The organism is Rhizobacter koreensis, from assembly GCF_013366375.1.
Lineage (GTDB): Bacteria > Pseudomonadota > Gammaproteobacteria > Burkholderiales > Burkholderiaceae_C > Schlegelella_A > Schlegelella_A koreensis.
Genome location: NZ_JABWMJ010000008.1, coordinates 216,699 through 242,137 on the forward strand (window position 1 = coordinate 216,699; position 25,439 = coordinate 242,137).

Annotated in this window: 28 protein-coding genes; 17 read left to right on the plus strand and 11 right to left on the minus strand. The window is 67.5% G+C overall.

The window, feature by feature from the left end:
- The first annotated feature begins 6 nt into the window (after positions 1-6).
- Positions 7-861 (plus strand): pantoate--beta-alanine ligase, encoded by an 855-nt coding sequence (gene panC, locus HQN59_RS17530; RefSeq protein ID WP_176070406.1) that lies wholly within the window; start codon positions 7-9, stop codon positions 859-861.
- Between the two features lie 419 nt (positions 862-1,280).
- On the opposite strand, the gene HQN59_RS17535 is transcribed toward panC, so the two are convergent.
- The 7 genes from HQN59_RS17535 to radC all read right to left on the minus strand — a co-directional run bounded on the left by HQN59_RS17535 (position 1,281) and on the right by radC (position 6,343).
- Positions 1,281-1,865 carry a DUF7686 domain-containing protein gene (locus HQN59_RS17535; protein ID WP_176070407.1) on the minus strand — a complete coding sequence of 195 codons (585 nt, stop codon included), beginning with the start codon at positions 1,863-1,865 and terminating at the stop codon, positions 1,281-1,283.
- 41 nt (positions 1,866-1,906) lie between these two features.
- Positions 1,907-3,574, minus strand: a complete 1,668-nt coding sequence (locus HQN59_RS17540) for a site-specific integrase (RefSeq protein ID WP_176070408.1) — start codon at positions 3,572-3,574, stop codon at positions 1,907-1,909.
- Between the two features lie 255 nt (positions 3,575-3,829).
- Positions 3,830-4,159, minus strand: a complete 330-nt coding sequence (locus HQN59_RS17545; RefSeq protein ID WP_217704192.1) for a HepT-like ribonuclease domain-containing protein — start codon at positions 4,157-4,159, stop codon at positions 3,830-3,832.
- Positions 4,160-4,182: 23 nt separating this feature from the next.
- Positions 4,183-4,467, minus strand: a complete 285-nt coding sequence (locus tag HQN59_RS17550) for a nucleotidyltransferase family protein (RefSeq protein WP_176070410.1) — start codon at positions 4,465-4,467, stop codon at positions 4,183-4,185.
- A gap of 400 nt (positions 4,468-4,867) precedes the next feature.
- Positions 4,868-5,179 carry a hypothetical protein gene (locus HQN59_RS17555; RefSeq protein WP_176070411.1) on the minus strand — a complete coding sequence of 104 codons (312 nt, stop codon included), beginning with the start codon at positions 5,177-5,179 and terminating at the stop codon, positions 4,868-4,870.
- Positions 5,176-5,484: a DUF5983 family protein gene (locus HQN59_RS17560; RefSeq protein WP_176070412.1), complete on the minus strand. Its 309-nt coding sequence runs from the start codon at positions 5,482-5,484 to the stop codon at positions 5,176-5,178. Before HQN59_RS17560 ends, HQN59_RS17555 begins: the two co-directional genes overlap by 4 nt.
- Positions 5,485-5,797: 313 nt before the next feature.
- On the minus strand, positions 5,798-6,343 hold the full coding sequence (gene radC / locus HQN59_RS17565) for a RadC family protein (protein ID WP_176070521.1): 546 nt from the start codon (positions 6,341-6,343) through the stop codon (positions 5,798-5,800).
- A 636-nt stretch (positions 6,344-6,979) separates the two neighbouring features.
- Between radC and HQN59_RS17570 the strand changes: the two genes are divergently transcribed.
- The gene (locus HQN59_RS17570; protein ID WP_176070413.1) at positions 6,980-7,192 is read left to right on the plus strand and encodes a hypothetical protein; all 213 of its coding nucleotides are present in this window, start codon (positions 6,980-6,982) and stop codon (positions 7,190-7,192) included.
- Positions 7,193-7,324: 132 nt separating this feature from the next.
- On the opposite strand, the gene HQN59_RS17575 is transcribed toward HQN59_RS17570, so the two are convergent.
- From HQN59_RS17575 to HQN59_RS17585, 3 genes are all read right to left on the minus strand, one after another.
- On the minus strand, positions 7,325-7,996 hold the full coding sequence (locus HQN59_RS17575; protein ID WP_176070414.1) for a hypothetical protein: 672 nt from the start codon (positions 7,994-7,996) through the stop codon (positions 7,325-7,327).
- A 173-nt stretch (positions 7,997-8,169) separates the two neighbouring features.
- On the minus strand, positions 8,170-8,802 hold the full coding sequence (locus HQN59_RS17580; protein WP_176070415.1) for a hypothetical protein: 633 nt from the start codon (positions 8,800-8,802) through the stop codon (positions 8,170-8,172).
- Positions 8,803-9,027: 225 nt separating this feature from the next.
- The gene (locus tag HQN59_RS17585; protein WP_176070416.1) at positions 9,028-9,240 is read right to left on the minus strand and encodes a hypothetical protein; all 213 of its coding nucleotides are present in this window, start codon (positions 9,238-9,240) and stop codon (positions 9,028-9,030) included.
- An 837-nt stretch (positions 9,241-10,077) separates the two neighbouring features.
- On the opposite strand from HQN59_RS17585, the gene HQN59_RS17590 reads away from it, so the two are divergent.
- The 4 genes from HQN59_RS17590 (at position 10,078) to HQN59_RS17605 (ending at position 15,146) form a co-directional block, all read left to right on the plus strand.
- The gene (locus HQN59_RS17590) at positions 10,078-10,362 is read left to right on the plus strand and encodes a hypothetical protein (RefSeq protein ID WP_176070417.1); all 285 of its coding nucleotides are present in this window, start codon (positions 10,078-10,080) and stop codon (positions 10,360-10,362) included.
- A gap of 10 nt (positions 10,363-10,372) precedes the next feature.
- Positions 10,373-12,340 carry a hypothetical protein gene (locus HQN59_RS17595; RefSeq protein WP_176070418.1) on the plus strand — a complete coding sequence of 656 codons (1,968 nt, stop codon included), beginning with the start codon at positions 10,373-10,375 and terminating at the stop codon, positions 12,338-12,340.
- A gap of 61 nt (positions 12,341-12,401) precedes the next feature.
- Entirely contained in the window at positions 12,402-12,860 is a 459-nt protein-coding gene (locus HQN59_RS17600) for a helix-turn-helix domain-containing protein (RefSeq protein ID WP_176070419.1), read from the plus strand.
- 258 nt (positions 12,861-13,118) lie between these two features.
- Entirely contained in the window at positions 13,119-15,146 is a 2,028-nt protein-coding gene (locus HQN59_RS17605; protein WP_483414171.1) for a ParB/RepB/Spo0J family partition protein, read from the plus strand.
- Between the two features lie 28 nt (positions 15,147-15,174).
- Here HQN59_RS17605 and HQN59_RS17610 read toward each other — a convergent pair whose 3' ends face one another.
- A complete protein-coding gene (locus HQN59_RS17610) occupies positions 15,175-16,482 on the minus strand; it encodes a phage integrase N-terminal domain-containing protein (protein ID WP_246294986.1) in 1,308 nt (435 codons plus the stop codon).
- 1,290 nt (positions 16,483-17,772) lie between these two features.
- Between HQN59_RS17610 and HQN59_RS17615 the strand changes: the two genes are divergently transcribed.
- The 11 genes from HQN59_RS17615 to HQN59_RS17660 all read left to right on the plus strand — a co-directional run bounded on the left by HQN59_RS17615 (position 17,773) and on the right by HQN59_RS17660 (position 25,254).
- Positions 17,773-18,822: a PRTRC system protein D gene (locus HQN59_RS17615; protein WP_176070421.1), complete on the plus strand. Its 1,050-nt coding sequence runs from the start codon at positions 17,773-17,775 to the stop codon at positions 18,820-18,822.
- A complete protein-coding gene (locus HQN59_RS17620; protein ID WP_176070422.1) occupies positions 18,819-19,112 on the plus strand; it encodes a hypothetical protein in 294 nt (97 codons plus the stop codon). The genes HQN59_RS17615 and HQN59_RS17620 overlap by 4 nt, the downstream gene beginning before the upstream one ends.
- A gap of 56 nt (positions 19,113-19,168) precedes the next feature.
- Positions 19,169-19,579: a CFI-box-CTERM domain-containing protein gene (locus tag HQN59_RS26845; protein WP_342451238.1), complete on the plus strand. Its 411-nt coding sequence runs from the start codon at positions 19,169-19,171 to the stop codon at positions 19,577-19,579.
- Complete coding sequence (locus tag HQN59_RS17625) at positions 19,576-20,148, plus strand: PD-(D/E)XK nuclease family protein (protein ID WP_176070423.1); 573 nt, start codon at positions 19,576-19,578, stop codon at positions 20,146-20,148. Before HQN59_RS26845 ends, HQN59_RS17625 begins: the two co-directional genes overlap by 4 nt.
- A 1-nt stretch (position 20,149) precedes the next feature.
- Positions 20,150-20,677, plus strand: coding sequence for a helix-turn-helix domain-containing protein (locus tag HQN59_RS17630; RefSeq protein WP_217704195.1), 528 nt, complete (start codon positions 20,150-20,152; stop codon positions 20,675-20,677).
- 10 nt (positions 20,678-20,687) lie between these two features.
- Complete coding sequence (locus tag HQN59_RS17635; RefSeq protein WP_176070424.1) at positions 20,688-21,359, plus strand: nucleotidyl transferase AbiEii/AbiGii toxin family protein; 672 nt, start codon at positions 20,688-20,690, stop codon at positions 21,357-21,359.
- Between the two features lie 451 nt (positions 21,360-21,810).
- Positions 21,811-23,034, plus strand: a complete 1,224-nt coding sequence (locus tag HQN59_RS17640; RefSeq protein ID WP_176070425.1) for an integrase arm-type DNA-binding domain-containing protein — start codon at positions 21,811-21,813, stop codon at positions 23,032-23,034.
- Positions 23,035-23,036: 2 nt separating this feature from the next.
- Positions 23,037-23,306, plus strand: coding sequence for a hypothetical protein (locus HQN59_RS17645; RefSeq protein WP_176070426.1), 270 nt, complete (start codon positions 23,037-23,039; stop codon positions 23,304-23,306).
- Positions 23,307-23,385: 79 nt separating this feature from the next.
- Positions 23,386-23,631, plus strand: coding sequence for a hypothetical protein (locus HQN59_RS17650; protein WP_176070427.1), 246 nt, complete (start codon positions 23,386-23,388; stop codon positions 23,629-23,631).
- Positions 23,632-23,838: 207 nt separating this feature from the next.
- On the plus strand, positions 23,839-24,291 hold the full coding sequence (locus HQN59_RS17655) for a hypothetical protein (protein ID WP_176070428.1): 453 nt from the start codon (positions 23,839-23,841) through the stop codon (positions 24,289-24,291).
- A 90-nt stretch (positions 24,292-24,381) separates the two neighbouring features.
- Positions 24,382-25,254: a hypothetical protein gene (locus HQN59_RS17660; RefSeq protein WP_176070429.1), complete on the plus strand. Its 873-nt coding sequence runs from the start codon at positions 24,382-24,384 to the stop codon at positions 25,252-25,254.
- The last annotated feature ends 185 nt before the right edge of the window (positions 25,255-25,439 follow it).

Sequence of the window (25,439 nt, forward strand, 5' to 3'; positions counted from 1 at the left end):
CACCCCATGCAAACGATCCACACCATTGCGGCACTCCGGCACGCGCTCGCGGGCTGCGGTGCGACCAGCTTCGTGCCCACGATGGGCAACCTGCACGAAGGCCATCTGGCGCTCGTGCGGGAGGCCGGGCGCCAGGGCGGCCCGGTGGTGGCGAGCATCTTCGTCAACCGCCTGCAGTTCGCGCCGCACGAGGACTTCGACCGATACCCGCGAACGCTGGCGCGAGACTGCGAACTGCTCGCGGAGGCGGGCTGCGACATCGTGTTCGCTCCGGACGAGAGCGAGTTCTACCCGCAGCCGCAGACCTACGCGGTGCGTCCGGACCCGGCGCTGGCCGACATCCTCGAGGGCGAGTTCCGGCCCGGCTTCTTCAGCGGGGTGTGCACCGTGGTGCTCAAGCTGTTCGCCTGCGTGCAGCCCGCCGTGGCCGTGTTCGGCAAGAAGGACTACCAGCAATGGAAGGTGGTTGGCCGCATGGTGGAGCAGTTCGCACTGCCGATCCGCATCGTCGGCGGCGAGACGGTGCGCGCCGAGGACGGCCTCGCGCTGTCCAGCCGCAACGGCTACCTGAACCCGGACGAACGGGCCCGCGCCGTCGGGCTTTCGCGCGCGCTGGCGCGCGTGCGCGACGCGTGGATGACGGGGGCACACGATGCGGCGGGTCTCGAGGCGTCCGCCGTGGCGGAGCTCCGGAGCGGCGGTTGGGTGTCGGACTACGTGAGCATCCGGCGACAGTCGGATTTAGTGGTGCCGACATCGCAGGATCGTGCGGTCGGCGCGCCGGTCGTCGTCCTTGCTGCTGCCCGAATGGGCTCGACACGACTGATCGACAACGTGGAGGGAGGCACGGCAGCCTTGTAGGATGAGCGTAGACGTGCGCCCGAAAGAGGTAGATAGCGATCGCAAGTTTGGCCACCTTTACTAAAACCTAGAACATCCGCTGCTAACCCCTTGCTGGACCTGGCGCTCCGCAATGCCCAAGTCCGCGCGAGGGCGTAACCAATAGGCTGTGCTTTCCCGGGCGGCGGAGGGTTCTGGCGCCCCTCAAAGCCGGCTCCACCCATTTCCGTCCTGAACTCCGCCCTCCACCCAAAGCAGCCTTGAATGGGGTAGTCGTACTTTTCGTGCAGATTGGTGCGCTTTGCTCCAAAAACCCATTGCACGACAGGCACTTACGCTATCGGCACTTCCGGGCGCTCCGTATTCCTCGTGCAGATTGGTGCGCTTTGGCCCCGGTGGCCACTTGAGCCCTGTCGATCGACACTCGCCAGTCGATCTGGTCAGACCTCTTCGCTCCGGTCGCGAAACTCCAGCTTGAACTGCCAGCCCTCGAAAGTCGCCACCATGCGACCGAGTTCATCCCAGGTGATCTCGCGACCATCGATGACGACCATCGGCACTCGGTGGTCAGCGTCGGGATCGCTGTCGACGGTACCGCGCAGGGTCAGGCGATCGTTCACCTGCGGTCCATATTCGGTGTCCTCGAGATGCGTGAGAGCCAAGGCCCGGCGCATCTTGCCGATGAGCTTGCCCAGCAACTCCAGAGGGTCGTCGTCTGGCCCCCCGATCACTTGAAACTCATACCCGGCCGGGCTGCCATCGCGCAGTTCGAACGCGTCGATCGCGATGCCGGGCCCGAACAGCCGGGTCCGGAACTGGAACTCGTGCTCGGCGCCGCGCTCGTCGACCATGCGCACGGGTTCGAAGTCGACGTGCTCGAACCCCTGCAGACCGAGTCGGCTGGCGGCGGCCTCGTTGAAGCATCGGCCGCAAAGCTTTCGGTAGCCACCCTCCATCGACCCGTAGTTCACGACATCGTGGCTCGCGGTGGGATTACGACAGCCGTCGCAGGTGATTGACTGCATGGGTGGTGTGGTGCGGTGTGTGTAGGCGAGACGAATGTAGGCTACGAACGCGGTGCCGCGAACCGATCGGCCACCTGCTTGGCCCGTCGGGCATCGTCGGTGTGCAGGTACATCGAGGTCGTGGCCAGCGAGGCGTGCCGCAGGTTGTCGCGCACCGTGGTCAGCTCGGCGCCTCCTTCGAGCAGGTGCGTGGCGTGCGTGTGCCTCGTCCAGTGCGGCGTCGCCCGCCGCAACTTCTCGGCGAGGGCCGGGGAGCCTTCCTCCACGACGTCAGCCACCGTGGCGAAGAACCGTTTCAGCACTCGCCACATCCGCCACGAGGAGATCCTGCTTCCATCCTCTCCAAGGCGGCCGATCAGCGAGGTCGATGGGCGCCACTTCGAAGGCGTCACGGGCAGCCCCCGTTGAGCAAGGTAGCGATCAAGAGCGGCACGGGCCAGCGGCGGGAGCACGACCTTGCCTGCCTTGTGGCCCTTGCCGACGACCCGGATCCAGGTGTCGCCGTGCGCGTCCGAGTCGATCGTCCCCAGTCGAGCGACCACGAGTTCGCTGATTCGCAGTCCCGTTGCGTAGGCGAAGTCCATCATGAAGCGCAGCCGCTGCGCCGCCGGCTCGCTCCAGCCATAGGACCACTCCAGGCCTTCGGCGACGACCCGGACGAGTTTCCACTCATGCTCGGTGAAGGCGTGTGACGTGTCGAGCTGCTCTGGCCGGCCGCCTCGCACCTTGACGCCGGCGAATGGGTTGGCCAGCGCGTAGCGCTGTTCGATCAGCCAGCGGTACATCGCGTTGAGCACCGACAGCGCGTAGGCCGTTGACCGCGCCGAGAGGTCACCCGTGAACGGACGCCATTCCGGCGTGGACCTCGGCCGAGGAGGTCCCACCCACCTCGCACGTGGACTGGGACGGCGCAGAAAGGCGCGATAGGCGACGGCGTCTTCAGTCGTCATCGACGACAGCGCCCGCCCGCGCTCGACGATCGCCCACAGGATCAGCCGCTCGGCCTCCTTGCGGTAGGCCCGCTGGGTTGCTGCCGACTCGTGCAGCGACAGCCAGGCGTTCACGGCCTGGTAGTCGTTGCTGGCGTCGAGCGCACAGCTGGCTCGCGGTGCTCGGAAGGTGCCCCGTGAACCATCGACATCTTCGGGCACGACCAGTCGCTCCCAGGGGATCAGGTCCTGCGTCTGGTTCACCGCGACCAGTGCGCGAGCGCGTTCGGTGAGCGCAGGATGCCGGGCAAAGAACGCCTCGATGCTGTGGGCGCCAGACGGCCCGAGGCCTGCAATGCCTGTCCACCAACGTCGGTGCCTGGGCACGCGCAGGGTCAGTTCGGCCAGCGTGCGAATGCCCACCGCGTGCAGTGCTCCCACGAGTCGCACAGGAAGCCAACGCTCGACGGCGTCGCCGATGAGAGGCTGCGGAGGCGGCATCCCGCGCAGTGTCTCGATGGCGGCAGCGGCGGCCTTGGCGAGCTTCCGGCCGGATGGACTGGCCGCCGACAAAGTTGCGGCCAGGTCCGCCTGCGCGCGGCCCGTCGCGAAGGCCACCAGCTGGCGCTTCACCCGCCCAATCACCGAGCGAGACGACGCGCCGGCAGTCCGGCGATCAGGCAGATAGCGATCCACGGCGGCGCGGCTGGGCACCCCTTCAAGCCAGGCGCGGAAGGCGGCCAGCGAAGCCTCGTCTGGCCAGGCCGGATCTGCGGGCATGCCGGGCGGCACTGACAGTGTTTATCTTGGTAGCACTGCTGATGAGCAGTTCGCCAGCAAACTCTCACCGCGGTGAGAGTCTCCGCAGGCTCAGCGCCGGGTGCTGTTGCGCACCAAGGTCGCCAGAACGGACCTCAAGTTCGCTGCCCACGAGGCAGGTGCAGCCCCAATGGAGGCTCCATGAAGCTGCCGCTCGCGGAGACCAGCCATCGGCCACGAGCGGCCCGTTGCACGGCGGCCAAGCAGCCTTTCGGATCAGCCCAATGGGCCGAGGTGCGTGGACATGCGGTCCACCGCCTCGGAGAGCGCTGGCAAGTCTTGTTCGACGACCAGCCAGACCGCCTCGACGTCAATGCCCAGATAGCCATGCACGATCACGTTGCGGAATCCGGCGAGTTCGCGCCATGGAATCTGCGGTTCGGTGCCCTTGATCTCGCTCGACAGCCGCTGGCTCGACTCGGTCAGGGTCTGCAGATTGCGGATCACCGCGTCTTGCACCAGCCGCGAGGCGTAGAAGCTGGCGCGTTCGGCGTTGGTGTACTCGAGGATCCTGTCCAGACAGTCGCGCATGTGCGCGAGCAGCACCCGGTCAGCCTCGGGGCCCGGGTTCACAGCGGCACGGCGCTGGCCACCACGCGCTGGCGCAGTGCGGGGTGCAAGCTCGCTTCGGTGACGACATCCACACGGCGGCCCAGCAATTCCTGCGCATCGAGCAACAGACCGCCCAGGGCAAGGGCGCTGGTCCCTGGGGCCAGGGTCACCAGTAGATCAACGTCACTGCTCTCGCTGTCGTCGCCACGGCTCATCGAGCCAAAAACCCGTACCCCCGTGACGCCGCGCCGGCGTGCCAGCGCCAGCAGTGCGTCGCGGTGGGTTTCGATCAGCGCATGCATCGGTGCCAGTGTAGCGATCCTGGGCCAACCCGGGGCGCCTGGAACCGAGCGGCTGCTTCAGGCCTGCGGGGCGAGTGGCCGCAGTGGGTCGTTCGGCATCCGCAAGCTGGCAATGGCCGGCGGCCGTAGGGCTTCGCATCTGCGACATTTGGGTCTCCGAGACTGGCTGCCGACCGCACGATCGGGGCCCCGATCGCCGCCAGCCAGTTGACATAATTAACCACGTCGCACAGAGGCAGCCCAAAACTCTCACCACTGGTGAGAGCGTTCTTGGGCAGATCGTAGGAGGGGTTGTTGTTTGATCGCCGACGCAGTCTCGGGCTGATCGAGGATGGGGTCGGCGCCGGCCTCGTCCCGGAAGGGAGGAGCGCACGGCGCCGTGATTGGCAGTATGTCTGCCTCAGCCGACCATCAGCGTGACCGGCGGCCCGTCGGCGGCGTGGCGGACGATGCGGTTGCCTGCGAGCTGCAGGCCGTCGCTTTCGACTTCGCAGAGCACCAGGCTGGGCAGTTGAAGCCCGAGTTCGGCGACTTTGCCACGCAAGGTCGAGATGTCGGTCCAGTCCAGCAGGGGCTCCTGCAGGCTTGTGTAGAGCATGTCGTTGCGCTCGTCGACGACCTGCAGAAAATAGTCCCCCAGCCGGCGATCGAAGCCGGCCACGACCTCGACCCTGCGCCCGTTCAGCCTTGCGGTCGCGAGGTGCTGGCTCATGGCCCCGGCTCCATCGCCTCAAAGACCGGAAGGCCATCGATGACGGCGGCCTCGCGATCGAACATCAGCCAGGCCACGCCTGCGGATTCGGCCACCTCGAAAAGCATGGCCAGATCGGGCTCCGAGGGCACGCGGTACTTCGGTGCCCCGACATAGACGAACCCGCCGCAGTCAGTCGGATAGGCGTTCACAGACAGGTCGTCATCGGCGAGCTTGTTGCGCGTCGCCGAACTCAGATGCTTCAGGGACAGGCTGGCCAGCATCTCGGCCTGCTGTCGCAGGCCGGCGGCGGGCAGGGTATGCATCTTGGCTTCCTCCTCGGGATGAACTGGGAGATGTGAGGGACTCGGTAGCCCGCCTGCCGGTCGTTGGCGCGCCTGACGTGCGCGTCGATCGAGTGGAGCGGGCAAACGTCATGCCGCAGTCGCGGCAGCGGAACCAGTGCAGGCGTCCGAGCGCGCCCAGGGGCACGCCGTCGCCGGCACAGCAGGGGCACGTCGGGGGCTTTCTGGCCGACATAGGCATCCTTGGTTGAAGTGGGATCGGCGAGAAAGGCACCGCCAAGGCGGCGCGCTTCTCGCGGCTGGGTGGCGCAGAGGAGGACCGCTGCACATGGCGTCAGAGCAGTCCGCGCTCGGCAAAGCTGACGCACTGGTCGCCGGCGACGACGAAGTGGTCGATGAGGCGGATGTCCACCAGCGCCAGCGCCGACTTCAGCGTCTGCGTCAGGAACTCGTCCGCGCGGCTCGGCTCGGCCTGGCCACTCGGGTGGTTGTGGGCCACCGCGATCGCGGCGGCGTTGCGGGCCAGAGCGCTCTTGACCAGTTCCCGCGGGTACACCGAGGTCTGGGTGAGCGTGCCTCGGAACACCTCCTCGTGGGCGATCAGCCGGTGATTGGCATCCAGGTACAGCGCGAGGAAGACCTCGTGCTGCAGGCCCGCGCAGCGCAGTCGCAGCCAGTCCCGAAGGACCTGGGGCGATGACATCACAGGCCCCTGCGCCATCCGGTCACGCAGCTCGCGCATCAGCAGCTCGCGGGCGACACCGAGGCGGCGCCTCAGGAGCTGCTGTGTGGCCGGGTCCTCGTGGGGCGTCTCCCGGTCGCTGACGCGCAGCGCAGCCGGCGTGGGGCAGGGCAATGGGTGGGCCCGCAGGCCCAGCATCTCTGCCACCAGGTCCTCCCGCGACGCATGGGCGGCCTCGGGCAGGTCTGGCAGATTATGAAGACCCTGGACAGGGTGGAAGTTCATGGCGTTCTCCTCTCGTGGCGAAAAGGAAGACGGGAACGCCGTTCCCGGTGGGGACTGGTGTCCCCGCAAGGGAAGGATGTGCAGACACACGACGGAACGTGGCCGGCACGGTGGCTCAGATGATCATCCGAGGCAGGTAACGACTGCGACGCCGCTGCCGCCGGTTCGGTCGGCATCGGAAACACTCCTGTCGGGAGTGGGTATGAGCCCGTGAAGTCTGCGCCATCGGCGCCGGGGATTCAACCGGGGTGGTGCCAGCGACCGCGCCTTTGCCGCGCTTGCCCGCGCAACAGACGCCTGGGTCCGTGCCTTGGTCGGTCATCGGTGCGCGGGGAGTTGGCACCGTTCGCATGACCGCACCGCGCGTGTCCGCGCCGTTGTGGCTGGGCCACGGCCTGCCCGGATGTCTTGGCGGGAGGACCGCAAAAGTGACACCGCAGAAGCACTCGGCTGTCACTGCAGAAATTTCTTCGCCGCGGGCAGCTGCGGATGTGCACAGACCTGCGCAGGCACGCGAAGATGCGCGGCTTCCCGACTAGGCCGACCCACATGCTGCGCTCCGGACACCAGCTTCGATTGACCCGACCCGAACGGGCGCGGCTGGCCCGCATCACCGCCATCGAGCCGGGGTCCATCCGCAGCGTCGCAGACCTGCAGGCCTACGTCCGCCGATGTAAGGCCCACTACTGGGGCCACTCCGAGGACACCCGCTTTCTGCACTGGCTGATCGAGCGTGAGGTGCAGTCCCTGACCGTTCGCTGAGCGCCCGTCGCCCTGTTCGCAGTCTCGGAAACAGGAACGCCCCCGGTGCTGGACCGAGGGCGTGCTGGGTGACGGCCTGGCGTGGATCTGGATCGCGCCGTCTGCAGGGCCTCGAACGTTCGACCGGATGGCTCAGCGGAACACGCGCGGCTCGACGCTTGCCCCGCGCATGAACGCGAGGTACGCACCGGCCTTGCCGATGTCGTCGAAGGTCGCCACGGGCTGCTCGTGCAGCACCACGGCCCAGGGACGGACATCGTCATCACTGGCGCGGATGCGCAGTTCCGGCGGCTGCCAGCGCGGGTGGCGGTACAGGGGCAGGCCGGTGTCCCAGTCCATCAGTGCCAGCACATGCGCACAGAGGATGGCCGTGCCGGCCGCCTCGCCCGGCTCGACGAGCAGGGGCACCTTCAGCAGGCCGGTCGAGCGGCCGACCGTGCCGACCACGTCGAACTCGTCGAGCCAGCTCGCGCCAGTGCCGGTGTCGCCCAGCACCAGCCGCACCTTGCGGCCGTCCCGGCGGCAGGTCTCCAGCACCCTCGCCAGGCGAGGGTCCGTGCCGGGGTCGAAGTAGGTGCCGTGGCCCTGGGCGGACTCGCCCCAAGCACGCACCGCAGCGAGGTACTTCTCGTAGCCGGTGAGGCTGGCCGCGTCGTCGGCGGTCGGCATCAGGTCGGGACGATCGAGGCGCTGCGCGATCTGCCGGGCATGGTCGCGGGCGTTGTCGAAGCCGAAGCAGGTCACGCCACCTTCGGTGGCGATCACATACTGGCGTTGCTCGGGATTCAGGGTGATGTCTCGCATGGGGAACTCTCGAAGTTGGGAGGGCGGACACCGGCCCTGGCGGGACGGGCCCGCGGGCGGTTGGATGGGGTGCCAGTCAGCCCAGGCCGCGGGACGTCAGCCCTTGGCCGAGGCGTGTCAGCGACTGAACCTGGTGCAGCCAAATGGGGCTGCGCCGGGTTTCGGTCTTCGGATCAGCGCCGGCTGATCTGCACGGCGGGTGCGGGGCCGTCGACGGGAGGTTCCGGGGCACGCTCGGAGCGGCCTTCGGAGCCACTGACCGGCGACGCCGGGGACATGCCGGCCTGGTGCTGGAAGCGGGCGTGCGCGTCGGCGAACTCGGCATCGCCCAGCAGCTGACGAACCTGTGCGGCTGCCGGTTCGGGCCTGCTGTCGGCGTCACGGGCCGCGGCTGGGCGCAAGCCCCGCTTCGATGTTGCTGGCGAGGCTGGCGGTGCAGCGGCAATGGCCTCGTCCAGGACGTCCGCAGTGCGGTGGTACGCCTTCTGCGTGACGCCGCCGACGAAGGCTGCGGGTCGCTGCAGCGTCCACTGGACCAGCAGGCGCAGCCACTGCCCGATGCGCTTGTCGCGGGCCTGGCGCGCCTTGTGGAAGCGCAGCGACTGCTTGCAGGACAGGTACAGCGCCAGGTGGCGCCGCTTCATCTCGGCGTCGCCGTCGAGTTGCGCCATCACCTCGGCGGCGAGGGCGACGTCACGGCCTACGCGTCTGTAGAAGCCGACCCAGGCGCGCTGCTCCTCGATGTCGATGGTGCTGCGCCGTGGTGACGGGCTCTGGATGGATCTGTCTGGGAAAGCATGACTCATGGGTTCTCCAAGAATGCGAGGGAACCCCGGCCCCGACGGGAGACGGTGACTCCCGGAGGGTGGATGGCTTGGATGGCTGAAAGCCGGAGCAAACGGGGTGTCGGGTGATGGCGTCCCGATGCCATTGCTGGCGGTCGGTTCACCATCCCCGAAACCCGAGGACTCGATCGGCACGAATTCGAGCCGACGGCAGTGCCGCGACGGACGACTCGATGCCCGCGACCATCAGGTCGTGAGCACGCGAGCGGCGTCTTGGCGCAGGCCCTCGGCAATGCCGATCCAGCGGTCGGCGATCCGGTCCAGATAGACCAGGTCGTCGGCCGCGATCTCGCCCGAGGCGCGGAGCCGGGCGATGACTTCCTTGACCAGGAGGGGATCCTCCCGGGCCAGCACGATGGCAGTCGAGGCGATGCGCCTGCGGTAGGTGTCGACCGTCATGGTCAGCACACCGTCGAGCAGGGCGCAGACGCCAGCGGGGCCGCGGCCTCGCACACCATGCGGATGGACGCAGGGGGCGTGAACGGCCGGGGCCGGAACAGCGCCGGAAGGGCGACAGGCCGCCGGGTGGGCACACGGGCAAGCCCGGTACCACCCAGCAGTGCGCACACCGGCGCAACAGTGCGGTTCCAGGGAACGGAACTCATGGGGTTCTCCTTCAGGGGTGAAGGGGAACGCCCATCCCTGGCGGGGAACTGGGGTTCCCCGTCTGGGATGCCGTGCCGGGAAGGCAAGGCGCTTCGTCGCGCACAAGTGCGTGCGCGGGCTGCAGAGGTCCGCGTCCGAGAGGACGCGGCCAGGGCAGATGCGTGCGTCAGGCCAGGCTTCTGATCGAGATCAGGCCGGGCTGGTGAGCGCAGGGCGCGTCACGACGCAGCGGTCGTGATAGGCGCATGCGAGGAGGGGCCACGACACAGGGTCATGGCCGGCTCCTGGTTTCGGATCCGAATGGATCGGAATCGGCCCGGCACACGGATGTGCCGGACGGGACACAAGGCAGGTAACGACTGCGACGCCAGCTGGGCTGGACTTCAGGGCGACCAGAGCCACCGATGAAGGCTGAGCAGACGCGATGTCCGCAGGAAGCCGGGCCAGTATGGGACGCGGGAACTTGGCCTGCAACAGGCCCGAGGTCTCCTCGCGACAATGCCCGCCCAAGCGACCGGCTCGGCCGACGCTTGGGCGGGCAGTCGAATCCGAGTCCTCCACGTCGATGGCCCGGAATGCGTCGCTGCCCGCTTGCAGGGCGTGCAGGTCGGCAGTCGGTTCGTATAGTGGGTGGATCAAGACCTCCAGCAGACCGGTTCCGCACTGTCCATGACCGTCGAGCGCTATGCCTTCACTGACTGCGAAGCAACCACGGCGGCTGGGGTGCCGCTGCGCATTCCTGCTGGAGTTCACCACGTCGAGCGGCGATCGCTGGTGCTCCGCGTCCGCCTGGGTGGCCGCGAGCTCGATCTGACCCTGGCCGAGTGGGAACGGCTGCTGCACGCAGGCTGTGTCGGGCCGATCCCCGTCGTGGTTGCCGATCCGCAGGGAGCCGGCGACACCCATCCTCGGTGAGGCGTGCACGGTGGCGAAGGCAGAGTGGAACGTCCAGGCCGGGAACTCAGATCGCCAGATCCCGGCGACCACGGGAGCTGTGCCGCTCAAGTGGGCCAGCGACGCGTCGACGGGTGCCCCCCGGTACATCCATGACCCGGACATCGTTTCGCAGGCTGCGGGCGCCGTATGTCCCGGCTGTGGCAGCAAGTTGTGGACGGTACTGGCGGGTCAGCCGCAGCGCGTTCGACCGACGGCACACTTCCGCCACGTGGCCGGCACGCCGCGAACCGCGTGTGTCGTCGTCGCGGCGCGTCTTGCTGCCTCGCACCATCTGGCGTCGCTGGGCTACATCGACCTGCCGCGACGGCGGGTGACCGCCGTCTCGAAGGGTTTCAGCGGTGAGGGCTACGAGGGATGGGTGGAGGAGCCGGCGCAGCGTGTTCGGATCAGTGAAGTGCGAATGGTCGATCTGGCCGCGGCGGAACTGACCCTGGACGATGGCAGGACCATCCTGGTGGACCTGACGGGCAAGCGCGTCGAAGGCGAGGCAGGCCGCGCTGTCATCACGATCAATCTGTCGGACCCGGCGCTGGCGGAGATGGACGTGGACGAGCTGCGAGCGCGACTGCGGCTGCTGCCTCCCGCAAGATGGTGCTCCCACTGGCGTGATCGCGAGTTGACGACGGAGGCGAGGACCCAGGCTGTGGACATGGCGCGGCAGGCGCTCGATGCCTGGTCCGACGAGGACGAGGCGCGGTTCCAGGCGCAACTGCCGCCGGGCATGGACCCGGACGCGACCGCGACGATGCGTCGGGAGACATTGCTTCACCGAACCGTCAAGTCGATCCTGGAAGACGCGAGGCGGATCCAAGCACCAGGCTTGCATGCCGCCGTGCAGCGTGACGCACCGGATGGGTACGGCGACGGCTGGTATGACCATCGCGTCGAGGTCCTCTGGTGGAGCGCGCCGGCCGAACTGAGGTTCGAGGCCGTGGAACTGGAGCGGCGCCTCGGCCGCATCGTGCCGGATGTTGTCGGGCACCTGGCGGAGCCTCGACCGCGCATCCTGGGCGGCATCGCCACCCGGGTTCAACGGGGCGATGACGAAGAAGAGGACGAGCAGCACGATGAGTTCCCAGCGCACTGGTCGGAGACGGTGCTGATCGAAGTCGCGGTCACGCACAAAGTGGATGAGGAGAAGCTGCGGAAGGTCCGGCATCTCGATCTGCCGACGCTTGAGATCGACCTCGGTGCGATGGGGGGACGGCTGACCCAGGACGGTCTGCGCAGACTGGTCGTGGATGGGTTGGAAGGCAAGCGTTGGCTGCACCACCCAACGCTGCGAACCCAACGTGCGCTGCTGCGCTACAAGCTCCGTGAACATGCCGAGGTACTGGCCTACCAGGCCTACATCCGGGCACACCGGCGTGAGCGTCTGCTCGAAACACTCCCTTCGCTCTGGGCGGAGCGCTACCTACAGGCACTCAGGGCGTTCTGCGACGCCAACATCAGGATCGAGAGGCTCCGAAAGACCGAAGGACCGCGATACCTCGAACACCTGGACGAGGACAGCGAGGAATGGGCGGAGGTCGCCCTGGCCGCCGAGGCCCTTGAAGCGCATGGGTTCGAGGGCGGTGTCGAGCGTGTGTTTGCCCGCACGATCGTGCCTCGCATCCTTTCGATCCAGTTGAACACCGGGGTCGGCTACGCCGTGTCGAGCGCGATCGAGGTGTTGAACGCGATCATGAACACCCGCAGCGACAACAGCACGCAGTGGCTGTCGCTCTACCTCATTGCCGCGAAGTCCTTCGACGTGGAGCGGCACTTCAGGCCCGAGCAAGTTCAACGTTTCCGTAAGTGGCGCGCGGAGGTCGTCGGGCAGATCGAGGCGGAGGCACCCGAGTACCTGCGGCCGGCCCGATTCGATGCCATCCTGTCCCTGCTCTTCCCAGCGATGGCGCGCGGCATTGCGCACGGTAAGGGGCGGGCGGACTGAATTCTTCTGAGGGACCTTCTGTCCTCGGCGGGTTGCTCCGGCGTCTTGGCACAATTGACCCATGCCCAACATTGCATCCGTGCTCAAGGCCGAGATCGTTCGTCTGGCTCGCAAGGAGTTGCGCAGCGAGGTCGATTCGATCAGGAAGGCGCTCGCGGCAGCACGCGCGGAGAGCGCCGCGTTGAAGCGCAGGGTCAGTGAACTGGAGCGGTCCATGCGGCAGTCCGCACGTGCCGCCCCCGCTCGGCCGCCATCGCCAACATCGGTCGAGGAGGCTGACGGCGGCGACAAGTTCCGGTTCCGCGCCTCCGGCATGGCCAGCAATCGCAAGCGACTGGGTCTGTCGGCTGCGGACTTCGGGTTGCTGGTCGGCGCATCCGGACAGAGCGTGTACGCCTGGGAGCAGGGCAAGGCACGTCCTAGGGGCAAGAACCTCGCAGCCATCGCTGCCTTGCGCGGGGTCGGCAAGCGCGAGGTGGTGGAGCGGTTGGCAGCCCTGAAGTCGGGCGGGAAGCCGTAGGCGAGCCAGCGCCCGGTCCGGCGTCCTGACCGGACCATCGGCGAGTGCCCCTCGCCACCCTTGAAGCGCACGGCCTCAATGGGATCCTGACTGCATGGTGGGCCGCCGGCCTGCCATGCAACCGATCAGGAGTCCCTCATGAAATTCTCCAAAGCCGAGGTCGACGCCATCATCGAGGCGTCCCCACGCACCTTCGTTCCCTTCAACAAGCTGGTGCTGTCCGAGGACCACCAGGCCCGCAGTGCCACGGCGCCCGTGATGTCGCTGCCGGAACTGGCCGCGTCGATCAAGGACAGCGGCGTGTTGCAGAACCTTGTCGTCGTCCAGGCGGCGCGCGGGCGCTACGAGGTCTGCGCCGGCGGGCGGCGGCTCGCCGCGCTCACGCTGCTCGTGCAGCAGGGCGACATCGCCGACAACTACCCCGTGCCGGTACTCGTCGTGCCGGCCGACAAAGCGCTCATCGCGAGCCTTGCCGAGAACTGCTTCCACGTGCCGATGCACCCGGCCGACGAGTTTGCCGCCTTCGCCCGGCTGCTCGCGCACGGCAAGTCGGTCGAAGACGTGGCCGCAGCCTTCGGCGTGACGCCGCTCATCGTCAAGCGGCGCATGAAGCTCGCCACCGTCTCACCCCAGCTGATGGCCCTGTACCGCGAAGGCGGCATCGGCCTGGACTGCCTCACGGTGCTGGCCTCGGTCGACGATCACCAGCGCCAGGACCAGGCCTGGGCCGGTCTGCCGAGCTGGAACCAGCGCCCGGAGCATCTGCGGCAGTTGCTGACCCGGGGCGAGATCGAATCGGACACCGACCCGCTGGCCCGCTTCGTCACCCTCAAGGCCTACGAGAATGCTGGCGGTCCGCTGCGCCGCGACCTGTTCAGCGACGATGACCGCAAGGCCTACCTGCTGGACCCGGCCCTGCTGGAGCGCCTCGCTGCCGACAAACTGGGCAAGCGCGCGAAGCAACTGCTGTCTGAAGGCTGGAAGTGGGTCGACATCCGTCCGCGCTTCGCCTACGACGAGTACGTCAAGCACGGCGAACTGCGCAAGCCCCGCCGCGCGCCGACGCCCGAGGAAGCCGAGGCGCTGAAGGCGCTGGGGTCGCGCATCGCTGCCCTGCACGAGCAGATGGACGCGCTGGTGGACCGCGACGGCGATGGCGATGGCGATGCCGGCGAGGGCGTCACCGGCGCCAGCGAGGCGAACGACGCCGCCGACGAGGACGACGCGTCGCGCGACCGTGCGTTCCTCGCCCTGGAGTCCGAGGCCGATGGGCTGGAGGAAGAGCGCAAGGCGAGACTGGAAGCGCTGACCGAATGGCCGGTGGCCTGGATGGCGCTCGCCGGGTGCGTGCTGCATGTGGGCGCGGACGGCCGTGCCGCGATCAAGGCAGGGCTCATCCGTCCCGAGGATCGGGCCGATCTGGCGCAGGCCATCACCAAGGCTGCCGAACAGAAGTCGGCCGGTGGAGGCAGCTCGGAAGGCGACGCGGAGGCTGCGCGCGGCTCGGGGCTCCCGGCCCTGCAGTCGCTTCCATCGGCAGCCGGCGCCACGGCACGGCCCGTGCATTCCGAGAAGCTCATGCGCCGCCTCACGGCCCACCGTGTCGCCGCGATCCAGGCCGAACTGCTGGACCGACCCGAGGTTGCGCTGGCGGCACTGACAACCCACCTGACACTGAAGCTGCTGGCCGACCCGCTCCATGGCGCCTACCGACTGCCCAACCTGCTGGCGATCAGCGCGACCGGCAACCAGCACGAACTGCGGGGCGCGGCCGAGGACATTGAGGCGAGCCCGGCGGCCCAGCGCATCGAAGCCGACCGCATCGCCTGGATCGAGCACCTGCCCAAGGAGCCCGAGGCGGTGTTCGACTGGATGCTGGGGCAGCCGCCGCAGACGGTGCAGCGGCTGCTGACCTTCCTGGTTGCGTCCACCGTGAACGGCATCAACGGCACCGACGCCGGCCGACCGGTCAATGACGGTCTGGCCCGTGCCCTCGGCCTGGACATGACGCGATGGTGGTCGGCGACGGGGGAGGCCTACCTTCAGCACGTGTCCAAGACGAGGGTGGTCGAGGTGGTGCACACCGTGGCCGGCGCCAAGGCGGCAGGCCCGCTCGCGGCGCTGAAGAAGGATGCCGCGGTGGCGCAGGCCGAACAACTGCTCGCCGGGCGTGGCTGGTTGCCCGACTGCCTGCGCGTGCAGCCGGACGCCGAATCCCCGGCGACGGGTGGCGAGGCGGTCGACGCCAACGATCCAGCACGGACCGAGGCGCCCGACTGCGCCTGAACGCAGGGCCGGCCCGGGCCAGGTCGGCTCAGGCGGTCGGGACCGATGCGTCACCGTCGTCGCCGATGGACCCTGGTCCGCGCTTGCCGCTGTCGCCCTGTGTCGGGCCGTGCCTGCCGGCAGGTGCGCGTCGAATGGCACCGACGTAAGCCCCAGCCGAGCGAAGCCTCGCGTGACCGGCAGCGCGAGCCACCTCCACGCGTGCTTGCCGGTCAAGCGCAGGATCGACGGGTCCGCCGCCACGTATCGGCGCTGCCGTGCCCGTGACCTTGGCGTACTTGCCCTGGAGGTGATCGTGCCGCGCCCCATGCCCGGTGGTGCCGCTTTCCCGCTTGGTCAGGCCGAACTTGCGCAGGGCGTAGTCCAGCCGCCGAAGGTTGGACTTCAGGTCCCGATCCGGCGCTCCCATGTGCGCATCGTGGCCGCTGACCACGCTGCGGGCGAGCTCGATGGCCGCCTGCTGCTCCTCGGTGGCCAGCGCCAGCCAGCGCGGGCGGCCCCCCTTGCCCTTCGTCCACAGGTACCGATCCGCCTTTCGTTCGTCGTCGGGCAGGCCTGTCTCCTCGAAGGGGTGGACGTGGGCGTAGGGTCGGCACATCACCGACTCCTTGCGCCGCAGACCGACCTTCACCATCAGGCGCATCGACGCGCCGATGCGGGCGTCGTAGGCAGAGACCTGGGCCAGCAAGGCCTCCACGTCGATGCCGTTGCCGCTCCAGCTCTTGTCGCGCTGGGCGTTCTCGTGGCGCTCGTACTCGTCAGGCGTCAGGCCGTAGTGCTCGGGCCTGCGGATGAAGCCTGGTTTGTTGAGCCACATCGCCAGGCCACGCAGAAAGCTCAGGTAGGTCTGGATCGTCCCCGGCGAAAGCTTGCGGCGCTGCCAGACCTTCACCATCGCCTGGACATGCCGCTGGCCCAGGTTGCGGGGATCGGGTGCCAGCTTGAAGCCGGCGTCCGTGTGCAGTTCGCGGAAGAAGCGTCGCAGGAAGTGGGCGCGCTCGTAGCGCGTCTTGTGCGACACGGTCTTCTCCAAAGCGGTGTGCAGCGGGTTGAACAGCTCGATCAGCACGTCCACCACCCGGTTCACGGGCGTCCTGCCCGGCGGGTACATGGCCAGCACCTGCTGGGGCGACTTGCCGGCCCAGTTCTGGCGGCGTGGCGAGTCCTGGCCATGCACGCGGCCTGGGCTGGCCGAGGTCATCGAGGAGTTCCTGGAAGGGCGGGTGGGTGAGGAGGGCAGGGTGGAGCCATTGCGCGGGTCGTTGCGGCGGTCGTTGAGGGAGAGCGGTGCCTGCCGGCGGCGGCGCGAGGGTTCTTCACGGCGGATGCGGGACATGGTGGGCTTTCTGCGAGGTGGCGGACTGCCCGAACAGCACGCCGGTGGATGAATGGTCCGGGGGACCGGAGTTGGAGGAATCCATCTGGACATCCCCGGGGCCGATTCCTGGCAAGCCCACGGCGATGGAGATCGTGTGCAACGTCGGTGCGGCGGTCGATCTCTGCAGCGCCACACCCACCCATGGCTTTGCTGGTCCGGGCTCCTCGTGGTCTTCGTCGAGGGGCCTGGGTCAGCTCGGTCAGACTTAAAAATGGAACACGTTGATCCAGACCGTCTGCGCATTTCTGCGACGCGACGACAAGGGTGATGTCCACCCCGCTCGGGGCTGGGTGCGACATCGACGCCAGGGTCGAGCCCTGGGTCATTCGGTGGATCAGGCCTGGTGTGCAGCGCCGGCCACTCGCATGGGTCCACCCCTGACCGAGAGTCCAGGGCGGTGTCGAGTTGATGAGCGAGGGTCGTGCGGGGAGCCTCATGGAGGCCATCACGCCGCGCGATGCGCGTCATGCGCGCGTGCTCAAGGGCTGGCGGGAACGGTGCGCGGCATCAGGTGCCGCCACGGGGTTCTGCTGCGCCGGTGCGCTTCAGGAGCGCCCAGCCGTCATCGCGGGGATGGGGCCGGCAAGGACCGGGCAGGTCACTGCTGTGGTGGATGACTCGGCACGCTCGCGGCGTCGATCCTTCTGGAGGTCGAGGCCGGTCGCGCCACCCGTTCGGGACGGGAACTTCGGTTGAAGGCACGGGGCAGGTAACGACTGCGACGCCTGTAGTGCTCCACGGGGAGCGGGCCAGGAGCCCTCGGGAGCCCACAGTGGAAACCGCGACGCCGGCCACGGTCAAGGCCGCATGCGCAGCGCCCGCCGCAAGACCCCTGATCGTGCGGCCCTTGGGGCAGGCAGTTGACGGCGCGAGATTCGGCGGCAGGGCCCGTCTAGCGTGGCAATGGACCGGATCGCCAGCAACGGCGCGGGGTTGACAGGCTGGGCTGCCGCCTCAGGTACCCCGACAAGGCTGGCAGGGGCCGTTCCGGGCCGGGTTGACGGCGCGCGAGCAGACGGGCGGACGGGGTTGACGAGTGACGTTCCAGTGTGACCGTGGTGACACCACGCGGCCGACTCGCCCGTTCGGTGTCACGCAGGGTTCAGTGCAGTGCTTCTGCAGTGCCAGCGCAGTGACACCGGGACGGATCCGATGTCGAAATCGCGCCTGCAGAGACGGGTATCCGCGTGGAGGAACAGGGTCGGCCTGTCGATCCTGAAGCACTCTTTCGTTCACTCGGAGAACACCATGAACCTGATCGTGAGGGCGGTGGATGTCGGTTCCGGCAACACCAAGTTCGTCACCGGCACGGCAGACAGCGAGATCCGCTGCGCAAGCTTCCCGTCGCTGGCCTACCCGTCCAGCAACGGACAACCGCTGTGGCCCGGCGGCGATGGGGCCAAGACGATGTTCATCCCGGTCGGGTCGCTCTTCTATGAAGTCGGTCCCGAGGTCAGGCTCGCGGCCGATACCTTCCGGGCGACGCAGTTGCACGATGACTACATCGAGTCGCCGGAGTACATGGCGCTGCTGCGCGGTGCGCTGCGCTCGATGCGGCAGAGCCAGATCGACCTGCTGGTCGTCGGGCTCCCGGTGGCGCTGTTCGCGGTGAAGAAGGCGGCCCTGGAGCGGGTCATGACGGGCGAGCACGACCTCGGCGGAGGCAAGAAGGTCAGTGTGGTGCGTACGCTGGCCGTTGCACAGCCGCAGGGCGCGCTGGCCTTCTACGCGCACGCCCACGGCAAGCTGGCCGAGATCGCCAAGGAGCGCAGCCTGATCATCGATCCGGGTGCGAGAACCTTCGACTGGCTCGTCGCCCAGGGCATGCGACTGGTCCAGAAGCAGAGCCACTCCGTGAATCGGGGGGTCGCCGATGTGCTGAAGCTGCTCGCCGCCGAGATCACCAAGGACATCGGCACGCCCTTCCGGGATCTGGACGCCATCGACATGGCGCTGCGGACCGGGAAGGCCCCGGTGATCTTCCAGAAGCCCTACGACCTCAGGCGGCTGCTGCCGCTGGCCGAGAGCGTGACGGAGCAGGCCGTGTCGAGCATGAAGGAGTGGATCGAGTCGCCGCACAGCCTGCAGAACATCATCCTCGTGGGTGGGGGCGCATTTCTGTTCCGGAAGGCGGTGAAGTCGGCGTTTCCGCGCCACCGGATCCTCGAGATCAAGGAGCCTGTGTTCGCCAACGTGAGAGGGTTCCAGTTGGCTGGGATGACCTATGCGCGAACCGTGCTGGCGGCCGAGCGCGACAGGTCGACCGCGGCCGAGCGCGCTGCAGGAGATGCCGCATGACCGGCCCCACCAAGACCTCGGAGCCGCCGCGCATCCGGCTCGTGTTCCAGCTGGAGAGGGCGGAACTGCCTCGCCTCTATGACGAGCTTGCACGGTTCCACAAGGGTGTAAAGCGCGTCGGCAGACTGCGCACGCTGGCCTACGAGGGCTTGCTGGTCCAGCAGGGCTTCCTGAAGCTCCCAGGGCAGGCATCCAGCGATGTGTCCGGCTCGATCGGCTTCGACGGCGACGGGGCGGAGGTCACGAACGGACTCTTCGAGCCCGCAATCGATGGCCTGGATGGGCGATGAGGAGCCGGGCGAGGTGTCGCCAGGGTAGGTCGGTAGGGGCCTCCGAGCTGGCGCAGATGGGACGGTGCGAACGCCTCGTGGTTCTGGAATCCCTGCACGGCCCGCGTCGAAGCACTTCACAGGAAGAGGCGCGCCGGAGGGGCGTCGCTGCCCATGTGCGCTTCGAGCTGCAGGGTCGGCGCGCCACAGCGCCAGGCGACGGGTCGGCTCGACGACCGGGCGAGAGATGCTTCATCGCAACGATGGTCTTCGGAGACGCATGGCAGACCGATGCGCTGCGCGACTTCAGGGACACGGTCCTGAGGCCACGGCCCTGGGGGCGACGCCTGGTGGCTGCGTACTATGCCGCCGGTCCGCGCCTTTGCAGAGTGCTCCAGCGCTGCCCGCCGTTGCTGCGGATGACCAGAGGCATCCTGGGTTTCGTGGCGCATGGCTGGCGGCGATGGTCGGCGAGGCGGCGACCATGAGGTTCGAGCTGATGTGGCCGTGGGTGCTGCTCTTGGCTGTTGCCTTGGCGGTCACGTGGCACCTGGTCCGGCGGCACCGCGCAAGCGTCGCGGAGCGGCGGGACCGACCGGCCGGGCTGCGGGACGCCGAACTGATCTGCGTGGAGTCGCAGTTCAGGTCGAAGAGCCGCTGGCCCATCGTGGCCAGGGTGGACAGGGCCTATCGGCTGCCGAGCGGTCTGGTCGTGCTGGTTGAACTGAAGACGCGGTCGACTGCGGCGGTGAGGGCGTCGGATGTCATCCAGCTCTCGGCGCAGCGGGTGGCCGTGGAGGATGAACTGCGTGTCCAGGTGTCTGACGAGGCGTTCGTGATCTTTCCTGGTCGGCACTCAGCGCCGCCGACCTCACGAGCGGTCCGCTTGATGTCGCGGGAGCAAATCGAAGCCGTTGCAGCGAGGCACCGTCGACTGATCGATGGACTCGATCGCCCGCAGTGGCCCGACAGCGAGCATGTTTGTCACGGCTGTGGGCAGCGAGCGGCCTGCGGCGCCGCTGGCGAGGTCCTGGCGGGTGCGATCCGGAGGCGCTAGAATGTCCAAAATATTCGACAATTCGTCGGACCAAGCTGTGGACCTCTCCAACCTGGGCACCATCATCCGCGAGCGGCGCGAGGCGCTGGGACTGACGCAGTCCCGGCTTGCGCAACTGAGCGGGCTTTCGCGGCAGACACTGGTCGGCCTGGAAGCGGGCGCTCTGAGCGATCTGGGATTCAACCGGGTCGCGCACGTGCTGGCCGTGCTGGGGCTGGACCTCGATCCGCCCAGCCAGGCAGCGCGCGCTCGGAAGCGGGGCCTGTGGATGGCGGCGAAGAACGCCAGCGTGAGCTACGTCCAGGAGGTGCCGCCTGACACGCTCGGCCATGCGCTGGTCAGCGGCAGCGTACCGAAGGGCTACGCGGCCCACCTGACGCACCTGCTCGACGAGGCGCCGGTGCCCCTGGTGGTAATGGCCGTGGAGGAAGCCGCCGCGAACGAGGGCGTGGCCCCCAAGGCTGTGTGGCGCAACGTCGCGAAGCTCGCCAGGTCACTGGCCGTGCACCGGCAGGGCCTTTGGGCGTGATGAGGGTGCAATGAGGTCGCTGCCGTCCGGCCCCTGGGAAGTGCTGTTCCAGCGAGCGCTGCGGCTGGTCGACGACATCCAGCGCCATGGGGGACTTGCGGATCCGTTCTGGACCTTCGGAGGCGGAACCGTCCTGATGTTCAGGTACGGACACCGCCTCAGCAAGGACATCGACATCTTCGTGCCGGACCCGCAGTACCTCGGCTACGTGACTCCCCGACTCAGCGACACCGCGGCATCCCTGACCGAGGAGTACACGGAGATGCCGGGCTCGTTCGTCAAGCTGCAGTTCGAGGAAGGCGAGATCGACTTCGTCGCCGCACCGAACCTCACCGACGCGGCGTGGGAGCGGTGGGAGATCCAGGGGCGGCCGGTGCGCGTCGAGACGGCCGGGGAGGTGATCGCCAAGAAGATGTACCACCGTGGGGACCGTGCGACGGCGCGTGATCTTTTCGACCTCGCCATGGTGGTCGAGCGGGAGCCGGATGCGCTGGCGGCAGCCGCGCCTTTCCTCGTGCGGCACCGGGACAGGTTCCTGGAGCAGATCGGGCAACCCGGGGCAGGATTCGTGGCAACTTTCGAGGCGATCGCCGCGACCGGGTATCGACCGACGCTGGAGCACTGTGCGGAAGTCGCAGCGGAGTACCTGTCGCGATTGGCTGATCCCGACGAGCGAGCGTAGGGTCCGTAGGAGACAAGTCTGCGGTTTGGTCATCGCCCGACGCCCAGAGGTCAAAGGCGAGATGATCCCTTGAGCAACGTTGGACGTGGCGGGACGTCCTGCTACATTGGCGGCGATCCTGCTCAGTGTTCGGCCAAGTGACAAACGTGCATCTGGTCCCACCTATGAAAGTTGGAGGATTTCCGATGGAGGGTCCTTTGACGGGAGATGGAGGGTGCCAGCAGGGCCGGAGCGTTATGCGACGCGGACTTAGGTGCGATTTCCATGTGATGATCGACAACATGTGATCGACTCCCCGATGGACGCGTGACGTCTCTCACATCGCCCCGACGCCCGTAAGAGCCCGGGGCTTTTTCTCGCCAGTTGTCCCCGTTCGTTGGTTGACAGCCCCTGTGAATGGGGCCATATTCCCGGCCATGGGGCCAAGCGATGGCCCCGCAACGGGGCCACGGTGCGCAGCGTCAACTACAGCCTGAAACCGGCGACGATCGACAACGCGAAGCCGCGCGACAAGGCGTACCCATTGACGGACGGCGGCGGCCTCTACGTCGACGTGCTGCCCACCGGCTCGAAGGTCTGGCGATTCAAGTACCACCACGACGGCAAGCGCGAGAAGGTCACGATCGGCCCGTACCCGCAGATCGGCATCAAGGCCGCGCGGGACCGGCACGAGGAGCTCCGCACCGGCCTCGCGGAGGGCAAGAGCCCGGCGAAAGCAAAGCGGGCCGAGAAGGTCGAGAAGAAGGTCGCAGCAGCCCGCGCGGTGACGTTCCGCGAGTTCTCGAACCGTTGGGTTGAGGAGACGCTGTTCTATCGCTCAGCCGGCTACCGCGCACAGACGGTGCGCTGGCTCGACCAGTACGTGAACCCGGCCATCGGCGATCGCGCGCTGTCGAGCATCGAGCCGGCCGACGTCCTGCCGATCATCGAGAGCTTGCGCGCCACGGCGGTGACCGCCGAGCGGGTGCGCACCATCATCCAGCAGGTCTTCAACCACGCCATCAAAGCCCTGATCGTCGGCACCAACCCGGCGACGCCCCTGCGCGGGCTGATCAAGCGGCCGCCCGTTCAGAACCACCGCTATCTGACAGAGCGGGAGCTGGCGTCGTTCTGGCGGCTGCTCGGGAAGCAGGGCGCCCATGCGACAACGATTGCGGCCACGCGGCTGCTCGTACTCACGATGGTCCGCAAGAACGAGCTGCTGCGCGCGCAGTGGCCGGAGTTCGACCTAGAGGCCGCGGTCTGGAACATCCCGGCCGCGAGGATGAAGAACCGCAAGCCGCACCGCGTGTTCCTGTCGCGCCAGGCCGTTGAGATCCTGCGCGAGCTGCAGCCGCTCACCGGTCATGCCGTGTACGTCTTTCCGAGCATCTACCGCGACACGGTGCCAATGGGCGACGTCACGCTCAACCACTTCTTCAAGCGGATGGACATCGGCGTCCCCGATTTCAGCCCGCACGGCACGCGTGGCACGGCCGCGACACTGCTGCGCGAGCACGGCTTCGGCAGAGACGTTGTCGAGCTGCTGCTCGCGCACGCCGAGGCTGATGCGACCGTCGCCGCCTACTCGCACCACGAACACGCCGCGGAGCGCCGGCGCGCGCTGCAGTTCCTGGCTGACCGCGTCGACAAGCTCGCCGCCGGCGCGGACGTTGTGCCGCTTAAGGCTGCGTGACCATGGATTCCAAGAACCTGCCTCGTTGGTCGCTCCAGGAGCTCGCCGCGCCTGCGATGAACGAGGTGTCGCGAGACCGCTGGGGCGAGCCCGCCCCGAACAGTCTTTCGACAACTGCCTCACGGCAGTTGCCTTACAGCCGACTGGTGACGAACAGTGCCATCGCGACGGTAGGGCAAGGCACGGCACGGGCGGCGCGTGAGGGGCCGGGGGTGGATTCCTCCGGCCCCGCCACGTCATTGTTCGCAGTGAAGGTTTCTATGGCCGCCTGACCATCTCAGGCATCGCGGTCGTTCGGGAGCGGCAACTCCCTGAGCGGCCATTGCAACCCACCTACCGAAGAGGTGTTCGATGACCCACTCCATCCCATCCCCGCCCGACGGCAACGTCGACGTGCTGAGCGCCGCCGGCGCGTTCCTGATCCGGTTGCCGCTCGAGCGCGCGACGGGCTACGTCCGGCGCCATCCCGGCGTTCGGATCGGCGATGCCCCGCCGCCGCGCCAGGAGAGCCGCCGGGACGCGATCGGCGGCGCGGCGACGCCTATCCACGTGGAAGGCCGTTCGAAGCCTTCTGGCGCGTTCGCGCTCGCCGCCTGATCCTGAAACAAGTCGGCCACCGCAGGGACGGCAATCCCGTGCGGCGGCCTGGCCACAAACCACCTACCGAAGAGGTGATCCATGGTTGAGTCGAATTCTGCGCCAGCAGCTGCTGGCACCCCATCCCCCGCGCACGCGATTGCTTCGTCGGCGCACCCTGAGGCCCCGCGATCGCTCGAGCCCCGCGAATACATCGAGTGGGCTCGAATGCTCGAACAAGGCTTGCCGCCCGGCACGCGCGCCTTTCTCGTCTACCTCGACGACGACGGGCGGCGCCAGATTAAGCCGGTGCCGCGCGCGGCCTCCGTTGTCGACCTCGAGACCGAACTGATCTCGCACTTGAACGGCTTCCTGCCGAGCAATGCGCTGCTCGAACAGCTTCGGGCGTACTGCACCGACCGGCTGAAGCAGCGCGGCGTGCTGCACGACGTCGTCCTCCCAGAAGATCGGCGAATGCTGACCCTCGAGTCGCTTTGGGAGAGCGAGAGCATCACGGACCAGCTCAAAGGGCACGAGTTCGAGCTCGCAGACTACTGGCTTCGAGGCTTGGTCTTGCGGCTCGGGGAGCTCGTCCAAGTCGGGATGGACGCGCTCGATGACGAGGATGCGAACGTGGAAGAGCTGCACGTGCGCCTGTATGGCAGGAAGCCCGCGCAGTAGCATCGATTTACCACGCCCTAGGCTGATCCCCGAACAGCCGCTTCCCTGGCGGCTCGGGCGTGGTGTCCTTACAGGGTGCGCGAGGGGCGCATGACGATTCCAACGGCGGAACAGTTTTCCGCATGGTTAGCACTCGCGGCTGAGATACCTCGGGCTTATTCGGGTCTGCCAAGCCCGCCTCCGATCAACATCACCAAGGAACTCGGAACGGCCTATGTCATTGAGGCGCAGAGGCAATTGGACGTCGCATTAGCCAAGCTGCGCGAACTGCCAGCCGACGCTTGGCTGCAGGAACAACGAGAGTTCAAGAGGGCTCTTGAAAGGCTTCGGGGCCGAAAGGGAGGCAAGCAGCGACCCGAGGAGTCGATCGAGGAATTCGCCAGTAGGTACGTCGAGCAGCGCTATGCGGTCGCCGCAAGTGCTGAAGATCCCGCGCAAGCCTTCCGCCTTGATGTGTTGAGATACTACGAGCAGCCCTATAAACATAGGCCGTTGGGCCGTTGGAAGTACGAGGTCGTCAACGCCTTTCGCGAGTATTTTTACGCTGCTGCGGACTCGCCGGCTTTGCTGCTGGAAGCAGCGAGAGCGATTGGGCCGGCGGCGAAGCAGCTGCAGTCAGCACTTGGGGAATACCTGGCCATAGCGAGAACGCTAGAGGCAGTAGGCCTGCCGGGTACTCGGATACACGGTCTGCGCACGCTTCAGCGGGGGCTCGAATCGGTGACCCCGAGTGTTTACTTCCCGCTAAGCCGTGTCGATGGCACCGCGAGAGAGCGCTTATTGGTATTCCGTATATGGTTTGCGAACAGAGGCCTTACTGGTAGACCCAAGACAGAAGCGATCATTGAGCTCATGGGCATCGAGGGCATTCAACATCAATACGATGCGCGAACCTTGGAGAGGATGTGCGCAGGATTCGCCGACAGTATTCGGGCCTATCGCGCGCAACGACTGCCGGGGTAGGCTCTAGGTGGGCATCGACGGCTTTCCGCCGTGGCCGTATTTCGCTGTAGGCTCGCTTGTCTCTACCGTTGTTGTGATGACTATGTAGTCCGAGACTCTCCCCGTTCATCTTGAAAGGGGGAGTCACATGGTCAAGCAGTATCCCGCGGGCGCCTTGCTCCGGGTGCGCCAGATTACTTCGCGCA

Coding starts and splice junctions, on each gene's coding strand:
- panC (WP_176070406.1), top strand. CDS start 7: ATGCAAACGATCCACACCATTGCGGCACTCCGGCACGCGCTCGCGGGC.
- HQN59_RS17535 (WP_176070407.1), bottom strand. CDS start 1,865: ATGCAGTCAATCACCTGCGACGGCTGTCGTAATCCCACCGCGAGCCAC.
- HQN59_RS17540 (WP_176070408.1), bottom strand. CDS start 3,574: ATGCCCGCAGATCCGGCCTGGCCAGACGAGGCTTCGCTGGCCGCCTTC.
- HQN59_RS17550 (WP_176070410.1), bottom strand. CDS start 4,467: ATGCATGCGCTGATCGAAACCCACCGCGACGCACTGCTGGCGCTGGCA.
- HQN59_RS17555 (WP_176070411.1), bottom strand. CDS start 5,179: ATGAGCCAGCACCTCGCGACCGCAAGGCTGAACGGGCGCAGGGTCGAG.
- HQN59_RS17560 (WP_176070412.1), bottom strand. CDS start 5,484: ATGCATACCCTGCCCGCCGCCGGCCTGCGACAGCAGGCCGAGATGCTG.
- radC (WP_176070521.1), bottom strand. CDS start 6,343: ATGCTGGGCCTGCGGGCCCACCCATTGCCCTGCCCCACGCCGGCTGCG.
- HQN59_RS17570 (WP_176070413.1), top strand. CDS start 6,980: ATGCTGCGCTCCGGACACCAGCTTCGATTGACCCGACCCGAACGGGCG.
- HQN59_RS17575 (WP_176070414.1), bottom strand. CDS start 7,996: ATGCGAGACATCACCCTGAATCCCGAGCAACGCCAGTATGTGATCGCC.
- HQN59_RS17580 (WP_176070415.1), bottom strand. CDS start 8,802: ATGAGTCATGCTTTCCCAGACAGATCCATCCAGAGCCCGTCACCACGG.
- HQN59_RS17585 (WP_176070416.1), bottom strand. CDS start 9,240: ATGACGGTCGACACCTACCGCAGGCGCATCGCCTCGACTGCCATCGTG.
- HQN59_RS17600 (WP_176070419.1), top strand. CDS start 12,402: ATGCCCAACATTGCATCCGTGCTCAAGGCCGAGATCGTTCGTCTGGCT.
- HQN59_RS17605 (WP_483414171.1), top strand. CDS start 13,119: ATGTCGCTGCCGGAACTGGCCGCGTCGATCAAGGACAGCGGCGTGTTG.
- HQN59_RS17610 (WP_246294986.1), bottom strand. CDS start 16,482: ATGTCCCGCATCCGCCGTGAAGAACCCTCGCGCCGCCGCCGGCAGGCA.
- HQN59_RS17615 (WP_176070421.1), top strand. CDS start 17,773: ATGAACCTGATCGTGAGGGCGGTGGATGTCGGTTCCGGCAACACCAAG.
- HQN59_RS17620 (WP_176070422.1), top strand. CDS start 18,819: ATGACCGGCCCCACCAAGACCTCGGAGCCGCCGCGCATCCGGCTCGTG.
- HQN59_RS26845 (WP_342451238.1), top strand. CDS start 19,169: ATGGGACGGTGCGAACGCCTCGTGGTTCTGGAATCCCTGCACGGCCCG.
- HQN59_RS17625 (WP_176070423.1), top strand. CDS start 19,576: ATGAGGTTCGAGCTGATGTGGCCGTGGGTGCTGCTCTTGGCTGTTGCC.
- HQN59_RS17630 (WP_217704195.1), top strand. CDS start 20,150: ATGTCCAAAATATTCGACAATTCGTCGGACCAAGCTGTGGACCTCTCC.
- HQN59_RS17635 (WP_176070424.1), top strand. CDS start 20,688: ATGAGGTCGCTGCCGTCCGGCCCCTGGGAAGTGCTGTTCCAGCGAGCG.
- HQN59_RS17645 (WP_176070426.1), top strand. CDS start 23,037: ATGGATTCCAAGAACCTGCCTCGTTGGTCGCTCCAGGAGCTCGCCGCG.
- HQN59_RS17650 (WP_176070427.1), top strand. CDS start 23,386: ATGACCCACTCCATCCCATCCCCGCCCGACGGCAACGTCGACGTGCTG.
- HQN59_RS17655 (WP_176070428.1), top strand. CDS start 23,839: ATGCTCGAACAAGGCTTGCCGCCCGGCACGCGCGCCTTTCTCGTCTAC.
- HQN59_RS17660 (WP_176070429.1), top strand. CDS start 24,382: ATGACGATTCCAACGGCGGAACAGTTTTCCGCATGGTTAGCACTCGCG.